This window comes from Gardnerella sp. c10Ua_244, from assembly GCF_055818055.1.
The window spans coordinates 210,477-226,161 of the sequence record NZ_JARFVS010000003.1; the positions used below are offsets into that span (position 1 = coordinate 210,477).

At 39.5% G+C, this 15,685-nt stretch carries 13 protein-coding genes; 3 read left to right on the forward strand and 10 right to left on the reverse strand.

Translation table 11 applies throughout. The features are described from left to right. Positions 1-2: 2 nt before the first annotated feature. Both P0108_RS06200 and P0108_RS06205 read right to left on the reverse strand, forming a co-directional pair. Positions 3-1,406 (reverse strand): MFS transporter, encoded by a 1,404-nt coding sequence (locus P0108_RS06200; protein ID WP_012914034.1) that lies wholly within the window; start codon positions 1,404-1,406, stop codon positions 3-5. Between the two features lie 130 nt (positions 1,407-1,536). Next, entirely contained in the window at positions 1,537-2,493 is a 957-nt protein-coding gene (locus P0108_RS06205) for a nucleoside hydrolase (protein WP_012914033.1), read from the reverse strand. Between the two features lie 341 nt (positions 2,494-2,834). On the opposite strand from P0108_RS06205, the gene P0108_RS06210 reads away from it, so the two are divergent. After that, on the forward strand, positions 2,835-5,111 hold the full coding sequence (locus tag P0108_RS06210; protein ID WP_076002773.1) for a HelD family protein: 2,277 nt from the start codon (positions 2,835-2,837) through the stop codon (positions 5,109-5,111). Between the two features lie 61 nt (positions 5,112-5,172). Here the strand turns inward: P0108_RS06210 and nrdR are convergent, their stop codons facing one another. Continuing rightward, positions 5,173-5,628, reverse strand: coding sequence for a transcriptional regulator NrdR (gene nrdR / locus P0108_RS06215; protein ID WP_012914031.1), 456 nt, complete (start codon positions 5,626-5,628; stop codon positions 5,173-5,175). Between the two features lie 232 nt (positions 5,629-5,860). Next, positions 5,861-6,238: a LysM peptidoglycan-binding domain-containing protein gene (locus P0108_RS06220; RefSeq protein ID WP_012914030.1), complete on the reverse strand. Its 378-nt coding sequence runs from the start codon at positions 6,236-6,238 to the stop codon at positions 5,861-5,863. Between the two features lie 217 nt (positions 6,239-6,455). Here P0108_RS06220 and lexA point away from each other — a divergent pair, with 217 nt between their 5' ends. After that, positions 6,456-7,130 (forward strand): transcriptional repressor LexA, encoded by a 675-nt coding sequence (lexA, locus tag P0108_RS06225; protein ID WP_102155756.1) that lies wholly within the window; start codon positions 6,456-6,458, stop codon positions 7,128-7,130. Between the two features lie 127 nt (positions 7,131-7,257). Here lexA and P0108_RS06230 read toward each other — a convergent pair whose 3' ends face one another. From P0108_RS06230 to P0108_RS06255, 6 genes are all read right to left on the reverse strand, one after another. After that, entirely contained in the window at positions 7,258-7,737 is a 480-nt protein-coding gene (locus P0108_RS06230) for a GreA/GreB family elongation factor (protein ID WP_004110818.1), read from the reverse strand. A gap of 71 nt (positions 7,738-7,808) precedes the next feature. After that, positions 7,809-8,216 carry an FKBP-type peptidyl-prolyl cis-trans isomerase gene (locus P0108_RS06235; protein ID WP_004107148.1) on the reverse strand — a complete coding sequence of 136 codons (408 nt, stop codon included), beginning with the start codon at positions 8,214-8,216 and terminating at the stop codon, positions 7,809-7,811. Between the two features lie 280 nt (positions 8,217-8,496). After that, positions 8,497-10,017 carry an L-serine ammonia-lyase gene (locus tag P0108_RS06240; protein WP_041160567.1) on the reverse strand — a complete coding sequence of 507 codons (1,521 nt, stop codon included), beginning with the start codon at positions 10,015-10,017 and terminating at the stop codon, positions 8,497-8,499. An 85-nt stretch (positions 10,018-10,102) separates the two neighbouring features. After that, the gene (locus tag P0108_RS06245) at positions 10,103-12,706 is read right to left on the reverse strand and encodes an HAD-IC family P-type ATPase (RefSeq protein WP_174182739.1); all 2,604 of its coding nucleotides are present in this window, start codon (positions 12,704-12,706) and stop codon (positions 10,103-10,105) included. Next, positions 12,696-13,433, reverse strand: a complete 738-nt coding sequence (locus tag P0108_RS06250; RefSeq protein WP_004110825.1) for a hypothetical protein — start codon at positions 13,431-13,433, stop codon at positions 12,696-12,698. Before P0108_RS06250 ends, P0108_RS06245 begins: the two co-directional genes overlap by 11 nt. A 225-nt stretch (positions 13,434-13,658) precedes the next feature. Further along, complete coding sequence (locus P0108_RS06255; RefSeq protein WP_422118907.1) at positions 13,659-14,525, reverse strand: DUF2971 domain-containing protein; 867 nt, start codon at positions 14,523-14,525, stop codon at positions 13,659-13,661. Positions 14,526-15,217: 692 nt separating this feature from the next. Between P0108_RS06255 and P0108_RS06260 the strand changes: the two genes are divergently transcribed. Beyond that, on the forward strand, positions 15,218-15,622 hold the full coding sequence (locus P0108_RS06260) for a toxin-antitoxin system HicB family antitoxin (RefSeq protein ID WP_410311160.1): 405 nt from the start codon (positions 15,218-15,220) through the stop codon (positions 15,620-15,622). Positions 15,623-15,685: the final 63 nt, after the last annotated feature.

Here is a 15,685-nt window from a genome sequence, read left to right on the forward strand (position 1 = left end):
AATTACTCTTTAACCATAAGACTACGAGCAATGTAAACTACTAAGCCAATAAAGGCTACAATAGCGCCCATCATAAGCAAGTTAGAATAACCTGCACCTAAGCCTTGGATTCCAGCAAAAGAGAATCCTTTTAGCAAGTTTCCGCCAAAGAAACCGCTGAAAATGGAAATACCGATTGATGCTGTAACATTCATAACTAAATCATTCATACCGCATCCACGACCCGATTCTTCAACAGGCAATGCGCTAAGAACCGTTGAAACGATTGGCGAATACATAAGTCCGCAACCAGCGTAGTAGACGCATGCGCACAAAGTTAGAACAAGGAATCCGCAATTGATGAATACAGCAGCTCCAACCCATCCAAGAATCATAAGAACAGCAGCTATAATAATGCCAGCTTTACGTCCAATAAAACCGATAATCGTTCCAGAGCATGTTCCAAACACTGCTGCTACAACGAATGCCCATACAAGGTAGGAAGAAACTGCCTCAGTGCTCATATGATACAAAGCTCCACCAATCACATTGTAAATTGGAGGCATGCAATAGTTAGTAAAGTAGAAGATGAATATTAAGACAATGCCCGAAAGCCAACGCTTATTCTTAAAGAATGCAGGAGTTACAAACGGGTTCTTTGCCTTCATAATGTATCCAGCAAACACAACAAACAGCACGATGGATCCAAGCAACAATCCCCATGCCTTGTACGAGAAGAACAAAGTCAGCAATGCAACAGCAATACCAAACACTGTAAAGCCAAGCTTATCTATCTTCCCACCAATACCGTTCTTTGTAGGCAAGCACTTAACAAGAACTGGCAAGAACAGAATAGTAATTGCAGGAATCAAGAACAAATACTGCCAAGCAATAGAGCTAAGAGCACCAGCAGCAAAAACGCCAATAGAAGCAGAAAGCTGATAAGCTGCAGTAAAGAGTCCAAAGAAAATTACCTTAAGATCGTTGCGCAAATACTTAGTTGCAATAACAAGGAAGGAAGAACCTGCTACCTGCTCGCCAGCGGTTTGTAAAATACGCGCAATAATAACAGTCCACAAGTTTGGAGTGAAGAAGAAGTTTGCAATAAAACCGAACAAGGATCCAACAAACAGTGTTACAAGTCCGATTGTTATGAGTCTACGAAGCGACACAAAGTCACCCAAAGAACCGTAAATAAAGCACACAATGCCTAAAACAATAATTGGCAAACTCGTAATAAGAGAAGCTTGATTAGGAGCACCAACAGCTTTACCAATCTGATCGAATACCAGATTAAATCCTTGCAAACACAATGTTCCAAGAATAAAGGTTATAAGAAGTAAAATTAGCGAGTAAATCGCCACTTTGTCGCGGGTTTTTGGATCCTCGTATGGGTCTACCGCGCTAAATTTTGCAATCTCAGTCATAATAATCCAATCAATTAATATTTTTAGTTTCTACATTGGTAAATAAGGCACGTCGTATATTGCGGAAAATGTTGCGATTTACGGCGTGTCGAACAACAAAAAGCGGAGCTAAAACTCGTAAAATCCACACTCATCCAGCGATTTTTGCCAAGCCAGAAATGCGCGTCATAAACTCGTTCAAGAATCGTGGAACATCAACACCAACAGCAACTTGCATTGTTTTAACAGGGTCATTCAAGCGCGTAACATCACCAATTGTGCGTCCACGAGTTGGGCCTTCAACATCTACCTGCATGTTGATTGGTAGAGTTGTAACAAGCGTTGGGTCAACAGCAACTGCAACAGCCAACGGATCGTGCAAACCGCAGCCACCAAGGTGTGGAGCCGTTGTTTCATATGCCTTAATGTAAAAATCGGTCATATCTGCAAGGAACTTGCCAGCCTTTGTACCAAGGTCACGCCACTGTTGCGTTTCCTTATAGGTAAGCAAGGTTTGCAAAGTCACATCCAAACCGACCATTGTTACAGGGGCGCCAGAACGGAATAGGACGTCTGCTGCATCTGGATCTTGGGAAATATTTGCTTCCATCCAAGGAGTTACATTTCCATGAATTGTAAGAGCACCGCCCATAAGAACAATCTTACCAATTTCATCTTTGATTTCTGGAGCCTTATGCAATGCAGCAGCAATATTTGTCATAGGACCAGTTGGAACATAAATAAGATCCTTGCCATAAGTCTTAACTGAATCAATTATGAAATCAACAGCTGGCTCAGACTCAGCTTCACGCTTTGAATCTGGAATAACAACATCGCCAATACCATTGTCACCGTGAATGAATGCAGAAATAGACAGAACTTCAAACGAATCTTTCTTGCTCGCATGCGGCAAACCACGATACACTTTAACTTCTGGATGTCCAAATAAATCTGTTATAGCAAGAGCATTACGAACGCCCTGTTCCATTAAAACGTTGCCATACGTACCAGTAATACCGATCAGCTCAACCTCAGGGCTACCAAGAGCATAAGAAATTGCTAAGGTATCATCAACACCAGTATCCAAATCAAGAATAAGCTTCTTCATGTGAACTACCTTTCTGATTACAAACTCGCTACATCAACAGTGATGCAGTAAGCCATTCTGTTTATTTCTAAGTTGCAACAAACTAGTAGGCGTCAACCTCATCGTTTTATGCTTCACAACTCAAGAATTCTATCTCTCTATAATTCAAAATCAACCCTTATAAACATATGTTTAGATTATATTTTTGCGGCAAAATAAAACGCAATTATTCGCTAAGCTTTTAGCTTGTTTTAATTTAGATTACAACACGAAATAAATCAGTGGTTTATGCCTCGAGATACACTTAAATGCCTAAAAATTGGCTTTGATTTGGCTGCAGATTTTACGAAGAATGGAAGCGTATGTCTACCTATTCCTCACAACTTAGCGAAGAACAACAAGCTGTTGACCGAGCTTATAGCCGTCTAGATGATTTGCGTAATACTATTCGCGCGCGCTTAGACGCTGTGCGCGCGTCAGGTTCGCACGGTTCACCAACACAGCGCACAGAGCGCGACTCATTCGCAACCATGTACGAAGATCGTCTTACACAATTACGAGCTGTTGAAGATCGTCTTGTTTTTGGAAGACTTGATAACACAGAAGGCATTAGGCGATACATTGGTCGCATTGGTTTGCTTAGCGAAAACCATGATCCTATTCTTACAGATTGGCGCGCTGAAGCTGCACGACCTTTTTATGAGGCAACCCCTTCGCATCATGGCGATATTGTTATGCGTCGTCATATTACACTCCGTTTCAGAGACGTTATTGGTGTTGAAGATGAAGTACTTGACATACATTCTGATGAAATAGGAAAAGCTTCACAACAAGGTACTCTTACTGGTGAAGGAGCACTGCTCGCATCTTTAGGTTCTCGCAGAACCGGCAAAATGACTGATATTGTTGCCACTATTCAAGCAGAACAAGATCGAATTATTCGCGCTCCTCTTGATCACACTATTGTTGTACAGGGAGGTCCTGGCACAGGAAAAACAGCTGTTGCTTTGCACAGAGCAGCCTATTTATTATACACTCACAGGCGCAAACTTGAGCGTTCAGGAGTTCTTATTGTTGGTCCAAGTTCGGCATTCTTGCGTTATATTGATCAAGTACTCCCTTCTCTTGGTGAAACAGGTGTAGTAAGTAGAACTATTTCCGACTTAATTCCTGGAATTTGTGCTACAGATGAAGATTCTCCATACGCAGCAAAATTAAAAGGAATGTATCGTATGCGAACAGTTATTGCGAATGCAATTGCCGCTCGTATTCGCGTTCCTAAAAATCTTCCAACAATTCATGTTGGAGGATTTAGTATTCCTCTTCTAAAAGAAGATATTGAGATAGCTCAATCAGATGCTCAACGGACTCACCAGCCGCATAACCAGGCACGAAATACTTTTATAAAAACCGTGCTCAGCATATTGAAAAATCGTTATTTGGAAAAACTTGATTATGTTCCAGATCAAGCTGAATTAAACGATATAACTTCTCAACTTCGTCTTGACGATAAACTGCGCATTACTTTAAATCTTGCATGGTTACCTATGACTGGAGAATGGCTCATTGACCAACTTTTTGCTAAACCTGACAAATTACGCACATACGCACCTTGGTTAAGCGACGAAGACATTAACTCACTTACTAGACCAAAGGGCAGCCCGCTTACTCGTTCTGATATTCCATTACTTGATGAAGCTATGGAATTGCTCGGTCCTGATCCAAAACTTGACGCTCAAAGATCTGCAGCACAAGCAAAAAAACTTGAAGAACAACAATTTGCAGCTGACACTTTAGCACAAGCTGGTATTGGAAATGGCATAGTAACTGCCGATATGCTTCTTGATAATCTGCAAGGCGACGATGCAGGAATGCTTGCCCGTAAAGCAGCTTCTGACCGCGAGTGGACATATGGTCACGTAGTTGTCGATGAAGCTCAAGAGCTTACAGCAATGGATTGGAGAATGCTTATTCGTCGTTGTCCTTCACGCTCCTTTACTATTGTTGGCGATGTTGCACAAACTTCTGCGCTCGGAGGAACTCACAGATGGCAGAAGAATATGAATTCTCTATTTGGAGAACCAAATTGGGATCTTTACGAGTTAACAATTAATTATCGAAATCCTAGTGAAGTTTCTGAAGCAGCAAGCAAAGTTGCAACAGATTCAGGATTATACATTTCTACTGTTCATGCAGTTCGCTCAGTACCTGATTCACTCGTATCACAAACGGTTGAATCACAAGATGAACTCGATACTGCACTTGCAGAATCTTGTACAAAACTATTCGAAAAATTTGTCTCTGATGATGGTAGTGGTCGTATTGCAATCATTACTCCTAACAGTATGGTTAGCCATGCTAAAAAGGTTGTAAATCAAGCATTAGAACATGCATTACCTGAAAAATTATGGAATCAGTTAAACAAACAAAATGCCGATGATTGCCAATGCAGCGTTTGCACAGCTGAGGAAGTAAAAGGTCTTGAATATGACGCTGTCATAGTGTTGCAACCTTCTCAGATTGAGCAGGAAGCAGCATCTAGACTAACTGCTGCAGCCAATCTATATGTTGCAATGACTAGACCAACTCAAAAATTGCATATAATACGCACTGCAGATGACGCAAATTTTGAGAAATAGAACTCAAAATAATGCAAAAGCGCAGGGAATAGATATTCTGTAACAATAATCGATAAAATTATTATTTTTCTGTTTTACTGCGCTTTAAATCTTCAATGGCATGTTCAAAATCTTCAAGACCTGCGAAGTTTTGGTACACACTTGCAAAACGAAGATATGCAACTTCATCTAATTCACGCAATGGCTTAAGAATAGCTTTGCCAACTTCTTCAGATGTAACTTGCGCTAAACCTCGTGCTCGCAAATCAGCTTCTACTCGCATACCAATTGTCTTTAACGCTTCAGCATTAATGGGACGTCCTTGACATGCTTTGCTAACACCGGCAACAACTTTTGCCCGATCAAAAGGTTCAATAGAGCCTGAACGCTTCATTACAAGCAACTGAGTTGTTTCCACCGTAGTAAATCGATTACCACAAACTTGGCATTCACGTCTACGGCGAATAGAGTAACCATCTTCACTGATACGAGTATCTATAACTTTCGTATCAGAATTCTTACAAAAAGGACAATGCATATATTCAGCATACTAAAAAATAGCGAAAAACTACATAATATTATTCACTTTATTCAAATATTTCCGAATATTATACGATTTTATTGTCCATAATCCGAAATACTCCATAAAACACACTGAATATTACATCATCATTTTCAGTAAAACTTAGCTCATCAGTTTCAATTTCAAATATAGTAATATTTTCCCTTCTCATATTTCCCCCATTTTCATACTATTTGCACTCAATCAACTATTGAGCATCATTTAATGGAACATTAATAGACTGTCCGATAACCAAATCTTCAGAAGAAAGATGATTTAAAGCCATTAAACGCTCTACATTATCTGATATATCACCGTTTTTAGGAGTAATAGTAGCAGCATAATTCCATAACGTATCTCCAGGACGAACTGTATATGTAACAACTCTTTCAGGTATTGCAGAAACAGCAGTCTTTGGCATAAACAATGTACAGAATGTTATTGCTGTCATCAAAAGTACAGTTACACGAAAAACTCTAGTTTTGCGCGCATGCTTATTAGAAACGCAGCGTTTACGAATCAAATAAGTATTTTCTTGCATACCTACTCTAACTTCCCTGCCACTTCTAATTAATGACGTACTCATAATTATCCTTTCTCCTTCCTTAATCGACTGAACATTTGTTCTATCGAACAGATGTATTAATAATGACACATTTGTTCGATAGTTGCAACGGCGTGTCGAACAGATGTTTGATTTTTTTAAGAAAGTGCGTTAAAATAGTAAAAGCGAAAGGAGCACCATGAATAACGATGGCACAAATAACGATAACAATGGCATTAATGCTAGCGATATTAGCGCAATGTCACTTACTGACCGCCAACGCAATATTATCAATGCCATCCAAAACAATATAAAAATTCATGGATTCCCTCCTTCTTTCCGCGAAATCGGAGAAGCAGTTGGACTTAGAAGCCCATCTTCTGTGAAACATCAATTGCGAACACTTGAAGATAAAGGGATTTTGCGAATTAATGCAAATAAAGGTCGCGCTATTGAAATTCTTGATAATTCAATTGTTGAAAAGAATTCAAATAACAAAATTAATAAAAATTCTTCAAGAGTTGCCAATATTAGCGCATACGAATCTGATTCTGTTATAAATTCTAGAGATGTTCCTCTAGTGGGAAGAATCGCAGCAGGAGCTCCAATAACAGCAGAACAGCATATTGAAGATGTAATGCGATTGCCAGAACGTCTTACAGGTACAGGAAATCTTTTTATGCTTGAAGTACACGGCGATTCGATGATTGACGCCGCTATTTGCGATGGCGATTATGTAGTAGTTAGAGAGCAGCATGAGGCTGTAAATGGAGACATTGTTGCAGCACTGTTAGATAACGAAGCAACTGTTAAAACTTTCAGAAATGACCACGGTCACGTATGGCTTATTCCACATAATCCGGCTTACTCTCCTATTGACGGATCACACGCAACTATTATGGGAAAAGTTGTTACAGTTTTGCGAAAAATATAATAGAACTTACCCACCAACCCCTCAAAAAATATTCTCCCCACTTATTTCAAAATATGGACTAAGTGGGGAGAATAATATTTATAAAATCAACTTATGCAGATTATGAAAATCATGTAACTTACGCAACTTACGCAAGTGGATGCGAATCCTTAATTGTCACTGAAATTTCACGTCCATTTGGAGCTGCATAGCTAACAGTATCACCAGCATGAGCACCCATAATAGCTGCCCCAATTGGAGATTCCGGGCTAATAACGTCATAATCCGTAGCTACAGCAATATCGCGAGAACCAAGAACATAAGTCATTTCTCGACCTGCAAGCTCAAGAGTAACCAAAGAACCATTGCCAACAGTGCCATCCTTCGGTGCTTCAAGAATCTTCGCATTACGAAGCTTTACAATAAGCTCATTAATGCGACCTTCATTCTTTCCTTGCTCTTCACGAGCAGCCTGATAACCACCATTTTCAGACAAATCACCTTCAGCACGAGCTGCAGCAATACGCTCAGTGATTTCTTCTCGATACTCACCTTCACGATGTGCTAACTCTTCTTTTAGTTTGTCATACGCTTCCTGCGTAAGTAAAATAGTTTTTTCTTCAGCCATTGCTACCTCCTTATACAACAATCTCTAAAAATAAAAACTATGCGTTCGTAAATAAAATTCACGCTCTTCTATCAACGAGTTGAAATAATATCAACAACAAATACCAACGTGTCTCCGCCGCCAATACCGGCTTGCGGTATGCCACGAGAGCCATAACCATACTCTGGAGGAATAGAAATCAACAAACGAGATCCAACATTATGACCTGGAACAGTACGATCCCAGCCCTGAATCACTTGACCGACACCAATACCAAAACTAGCTGGAGTATGACGAGCAAAGCTTGAATCAAATGGCTTGTCGCTACCCCAAACCACACCATGATAATTCACAGTTACAGTGTCACCTGCACGAACTACAGGACCATTACCTTCAACTAATTCAACAACTTTAAGGCCTGCTGGCGGTTCAGATTCAGGGAACGTCACCGTTGGCGTAGTGCCAAATTCTGCAATCACTTCTGGCATATCTTGTGCCATATTTCCTCCTTTACAAACTCCAAACAGTATAATCTGAACAGTATAACATCTACACAGACAGCTTTTAACCATCCTGCATTACTAAAGCAGCGCATTTTAAATAGTACATTTAAGTAAATGCACATTCGAATAAATGCAGTTTAGACTAACACTTCCTAGATTAACCTGTCCTAGATTAGCACTGAAACGTTACGTATGTACATGAAATATACGCATTGTGTATAACTTAGCAAAAATTAATCTCAAAACATCAACGAATTAATGCAAAAATATTAGCAAATTAGCACTCAACAACGTTTACAGCTAGCCCACCTTTTGAGGTTTCGCGATATTTAGACATCATGTCATGACCAGTTTCTTTCATAGTCTTAATCGCTTTGTCAAGGCTTACCATGTGCGAGCCATCTCCAAGCATTGCCATTCGAACAGCATTAATTGCTGTATTTGCAGCCATAGCATTGCGCTCAATACAAGGAATTTGTACCAAACCGCCTACAGGATCGCAAGTTAATCCCAAATGGTGTTCTATACCGATTTCTGCAGCATTTTCAACCTGTTCCGGGGTCCCTCCCAACACTTCGCACAATCCTGCAGCAGCCATCGAACAAGCAGAACCAACCTCTCCTTGACAACCAACTTCAGCTCCAGAAATTGAAGCATTTCGTTTAAATAAGTAACCAACAGCACCTGCAGCAAGCAAGAATCGCACAACTCCATCTTCATTAGCAGAATCAACAAATCGCCAATAATACTGCAATACTGCAGGAATAATTCCTGCAGAACCATTCGTTGGAGCAGTAACAATACGCCCACCACCAGCATTCTCTTCACTAACAGCGAGCGCAAAAAGATTAACCCACGCAGAGTCTGAACTTTCTAAAGCAGCATCCGAACGACGACGATTGTTACGAAGCATGTCTGAATTTGCAGCTAAACGCTCATACATGTGAGGAGCTCTGCGAGGCACATCAAGACCTCCTGGCAAAATCGGTTGCTTTGAGTTGCATCCGTTTTCTACACATTTACTCATAACTTTCCAAACATGCAGCAAATAGTTGCGCACGTAGTCAGCATCACCTTCATGCAATGCAAGCTCGTTTTGCCACACAACATCGCTTATTGACATATACTTTTCTCGGCAAATATTTATAAGCTCGTCGCATGAAGTAAAAGGATAAGGTACAGTGGAATCTTTTGTTTGATTTGAGGAGCTTGCAGCATTATCACTACTATTTCCGTTATTACTTTCGCTATTACTTTCGCTATTATTCTCGCTTACACCATTCTTATTGGCATTATTTTCATCTTGCTCAGTAACACGCTCATGCAAGCCAACCATTGCATCATCTGCACACCCTTGACGAATAAATCCGCCGCCAATTGAATACCAAACTTGCTCATCGATTTTATTTCCGTCAGAATCAGTTGCAACAAAACGCATTCCATTAGGATGAACAACCATTCGCATCCATTTTTCAAAAATTACGTCCTTATCGTAATCAAAAGCAATAGTATGTTCACCTGCGAGCGTTAAAGTGCCAGTTTTTTTGCATTCCTGACGAATAGTAAGCATATGATCAGTGTCTACATTATCTGGAAGATTTCCTTCAAGACCTGCAACGCAAGCGCGATCAGTGCCATGACCAAGACCTGTTAAAGACAGTGATCCGTAAAGAGTCACACTTACGTGCGCAACGTTTGCAAGACTACCACTTTTTTTAAGCGATGAAACAAACGAACACGCAGCTCGCATAGGACCTACTGTATGTGATGAACTAGGACCAACGCCTACTGAAAACATCTCTAAAATACTAAACACGTATCTATTGTAAGCATCATTAAGCTCACGTCGACACACTAATTACATGAGAAATATGTTAGATTGTTCACTTCTTACTTTGTTTAGATAACAAGTTTGCTAAACTCACGCACACAAACCATAAGATTACAGCTAAAACAACAGCTATAAGCATTACAGTAAACGCGCTTCCTGCAGTCGGCACGTGAATTTCGAAGAATTTTGCAGTAAACGGTATAAAAGCTCCAGCAACTCCAGCTGCAGCAAATAGCGCAACCATAATTCCTCTCCACGAGCGCAACGGCTTGGCAACGCTTGCAAGCACGAGTATGCCGAGAACAAATACGATTACGGAACAAATACTGCGAGTAGTTGCCAAAGCTTGCACGTTTGAGACAATAAAACGAGATGCTATCAAATTATTTGCAACAACATCGTCAAGATTTAATCCCAAAACTCGCGGAGCTATAACAGCAGTAGCGAGCACAGAAGCAGCTATAGCAAATCCGCTAGGAACAGCAAAACGAACAACTCGCTTCAAGAAACCTGGAATGTATCTACGAGTATTAGGTGCTAAAGCGAGCAAAAATGCTGGAATACCAATAGTTAAAGAACCAATATAAGTAATGTGACGAGGCAAATACGGGAAGTGCAACGCTAGAAGCACAACTCCTGCAGAAATAAGCGCAGAATAAACGGTTTTTACAAGGAACAAGCCAGCCACACGTTCCATATTTGCCATCACTTGCCTACCGCGAGCCACAACATCCGGCAAATGCGAGAATCGTGAATCAACAAGAACCACTTGGGCTACAGCTTTTGCAGCAGGAGCGGCATTGCCCATAGCAACGCCCAAATCAGCTTCTTTAAGAGCCAAAGTATCGTTCACACCGTCACCAGTCATAGCAACAACATGACCTTGAGTGTGAAGTGCCTGAACAATCGCCTTCTTTTGATGAGGAAGCACGCGCCCAAGCACATCCACATTTTCAAGCACTTTAGCCAATTCGTTAATATTTTCCGGCAATTTTCTAGCGTCCATTGCAACAGGATTGCGATCTCCTGTTAAGCCAACTTTTGCAGCAACAGCCGCAACAGTTGTAGGATTATCTCCTGAAATTACGCGGCAACGCACACCCTGCTCGCGGAACCACGAAAGAGTTTTACGAGCGTCTTCACGAATACGCTCAGAGCATCGAACTAAAGCAACAGGCTGAGCATTTGCACAAATAGTGGGAGAATCGCCAAAAGTTTTATCTGATTCTGCGACGCTACTTACTTCGTTACTTTCAACGCTACTTACTTTTGCAAGAAGCAGCACGCGCTCACCAAGCTCCGCATAAGAATTAACTTTCGCTAAAAGTTCATTAGAATTTGCATAATTAATCGCGCTTAGCAATACTTCTGGAGCACCCATATACCAAGTTGCACGCTCTCCACTGCTTTGTACATATTGCACAGCACTCCACTTTCTAGCAGAAGAGAATGGAAGACGGTTAGATACATGCGCGCTAGCTGCGACTCCTTGAGCACCAAGTCCTTCCATAATCGCAACACCTGTTGCGTTAGGATTTTCTTCATTAGATAAATCAAATAAAGCTTGATTGGTTTGCAAATTAGTTTGCGAGAATATTTCGGCACCAATATTATCTAGATTTTCCACGCCAACGAATGCAATACCACCGTCGGTTATAGTGCCAGTTTTGTCCAGGTTCAAGCAGTCTACGCGCGCTAAAGTTTCTACAGATTCCAGCTCCTGAACTAACGTTTGCTTACGAGCAAGCCGCATAGCAGCCACCGCAAAATTGAGCGAAGTAAGAAGAACCAATCCTTCTGGAATCATGCCAACAACGCCTGCAACAGCAGAAACAACAGCTCCTCTCCAAGCACCAGTCTGCCAAGCTTCAACAAATCCGCCAACCTTGTGCATTTGCGACCACACAAGCAGCACGCACAAAGGCACCACAACCATCGTCATATACTTCAAAATCGTGTTAATTCCACGGCTTAAGTCGGAAATTGTTTTGGTATAAACTTTCGCTTGCGCCGCCAATTTTGCTGCATAACTGTGCTCTCCTACGGCAGTAACACGCGTTAAAGCCATTCCAGAAACTGCAGTAGATCCGGAATAAACGTTATCACCTTTGGCTTTACGAACTGTAGCAGACTCGCCCGTAAGCATGGACTCGTCCATTTCCAAACCCCACGATTCCAGCACTTCTACGTCTGCTGGAACCTGCTCGCCGGCTCTGAGCCACAAAACATCCCCAAGCACAATATCTTTGTGCGCAATCTCAATATTTTCTCCGCCTCTACGCACCATTGCGTAAGACGCCACAAGTATAGAAAGCCTATCCAAAGTGCGCTTTGCTTTTAACTCAGTCACAATGCCAATTCCAGTGTTTACCAGAATTACTACACCAAAAACAGCATCCTTCCACGAACCAGTGGCAAGCACAACAACCATTGCTGTGAAAATAATCGCGTTAAACAATGTAAACACGTTCGCGCGCACAATATCCATTAAAGAGCGAGAAGTCTGCTTAGAAGTAATATTCACATCTCCGCGAGAGACTGCCTCTGCAACTTCTTCTGTGCTCAAACCAGAAACTTCTACTTTAGGAAGCACCGCAATAGCGTTATTTTTGCTAATTTCTGTAGATGCCATTGCGTTTTGTTCGTTATTTGTCATTTATAATCACTTCCCTACTATGCGGTGTATTGTCGATTATTGCTCGAACGATGCTTAGCAAAGACGAACGCTCAAATTTTGATTTATTGCTTTTATTGTTTAAAGATTCGCTATTTTTTGATAAATAAGATTCATGAATATTTTTTCCAATTCCACTTCCATCGCTATCAAAATACAAAGTAGCTGCGTATAAAGTTGCGTCTTTTGGTGCTTTTACAGGATTTATTAACGCAACTGGCACTCCAGCGTAACGCACGTATTGCAGCGCAGAAATCCATGCTTTGCTTTCGTTTTGTTTATTGCGAGTGCTGTTATTAAGCTTGTTATTCTCTTTTATATTAGGTTGATTATTATCATTATGCAGGTCGTCAACGCCTGTTACGTCGAGCGCGTCTATAAGTATTAATGAAACAGGTTGCTCGCTTGCAGCGCGAATAGCTTGCTGAGCAGCTTCGTTAGGATTAACAACATTTGATAGCGGCACATAAGAAGCACTCAATTTTGACGTTTTACAATGTTTCATAACTTCGTCATCAAGCGCAGCTAATTTTGAACCAATGACCAGCAAATGGATGTCATTAATATCTATGCCGTCGTGAATTATGTCTCCAGCGCGGCCAGTGCTACCAACGGCTTTACCCTGCGGCTCACAAGCACTCAACGTACCCAACGTTAAAGCAGTTACGACAGCAGCCGCAAAAATGGTAATAGCGCGTTTAGAAAACATAAGACTTTTATACCACACCTTCAACATAAGTGGTGGTTTGGCAAGTTTCAACATTATCGACCGATTATCCTACCCCTTTTCAACTAGTTCTGCTACTTTTGCTGAGTCTCCTTGTTGTATTTAATCATAATGAAACTACACCTCCCAAATTGGTACTTTTAGTTCAAATTCAGAGATGCAGTTCAACGTATACGCAGGCTCTACAAACTAAATCCTCCCATTTTGTTATCTGTAACTACATTTTGATTCTATAGCGCTAATTTCTATTCCCAATAACTTCTTAGTAATATTTCTAACATCACTCTTATTCAATAAACATTTTGGACCAATACATATTTTTTCTATAATATCTGGAGTAAAGTTTAGTTTAACAAACTCAGTAATGTTATCATTCCCAATAATTCTAAAATCATGTTCTAATGATTTTAAAGACAATCTTTCAGTAAAAGCATCATGATTGTTAACTATCTTTTCAAATTTCAAATCGTCACAATAAATAAGGCGTATTTCTTTTTCTTCAGCAAAAGCAGGATTTTTATATTTCACAAGTTCAGGAATTAATTCATGTAAAAACACCTCTATTTTTTCTTCTCTCTTTGTAATATTTTGCTCACTAATCACCGTATTTATTGTGTCTGCTACACATTCAACATCACTTTCTATACCGTCGTGAACCACACTATTCGTATAAATTACTTTTTTAAACAATAAATTATCGAATTTTGTCAATTTTTCTAAATTAAATCCTATTGAAACTCCTTTTCCATCATCGGCATATCCTCTCCACTGACTTAGCATATCTGATTCTTCAGAAAAACAGCAAATATATACGCTGTTCTGTCCTTTAGATTCTAGTATTTGCATTAATTCTTCAGATGTAAAATCTAGGCACGAACGATTTATCATCAGATGGAAAAGTGATTCTAATGCATTAAATCCGTCATTTAAATTGATTCTTTCATCATTTAGTTTATCAATATACCATTTTATTTCTAAATTATCATTCATTTTTAGTGGATCTGAAAGATAAATAGATTTATTCTTTATAATATTCAAAAATGTGCTTAAAGAACAATAATAGTAACCTATCATATATACTAGCCTCTAATAAAATTCATTTGTTTATTCATCTTGCCAAGCATATCTAATTCATATCTTACACTTTTAGAATTAAACTATCTCATTTTAATTTATTTTTGCACTATTACTCAATACACTGTTCTTATATCAACGATATTTTTCTTTTACCTTTATAGTACTATAAATAATCTATGATTTTATATTTTGGCTGTGTTTGTATTACCAAATAAAAAGATTCTTCTATAGGTTGATAAACAAATTAAATTTATAAAACTAATTTCTTCCGTTGCACAATTTTAGTTCCAAATACTTTAAAAGTCACTACTGCATTTAGATGAATAAACTTATAAACTTCCCAATTAAATGTCTTAGTTGCTTCACCTGTTCATTTGCTCATATTTTGTTTAAATAGTTTATTCTCTGTAAGCTCATCTAGCATAAGATGATAATCTTCTACACTTTTGTTAATTGATTTTTTAATTCTTCTAAAGCTCTGAAGCATAAATATCTGTAAATCATTGATATAATTCACCAATTGACTTCCACTTAAATTCAGATATATAGACTCTTTGACTTATAAACTAAGATTCCACTAATTAAAATTAGAGTATAGAGAATTAAAGTATAGCAAAAATAACTCAACCATTGAGACCACATGTAACACCACTTATACTCTTATAAAACTTTTGAAAAATCAGCAAAATATGAAATCAAATATGACTAAAACAAATAAAACACTCAGCTACTACATGTCACTACCGTATAAGCTGGAAATTGTGAAAGATCCGGATGAAGGCGGATTCGTGTCTTACTACCCTGATTTGCCAGGATGCATAAGTTCGGGAGACTCCGAACAGGAAGCAGCAGCAAATGCACAGGACGCTAAGCACGCTTGGATTGAAGCAGCTCTTGAAAGCAAAATCAACATAAAAGAGCCGTCTTACCATGAGCTAAATGACTATTCTGGTCAATTCAAACTGCGTCTCCCTAAAGAATTACACAGGCAATTGGCTGAGCAATCTCAAGCAGAAGGCATAAGCATGAACCAGTATTGCGTGTATCTTCTTTCGCAAAATAACGCTATTGAACGCGTGCTTGAGCGAGCGTAGAGAATAAATACTGCATACTAATTATTAGCAATTACTTACAAATTAAAGATTTGCTGGCGATTA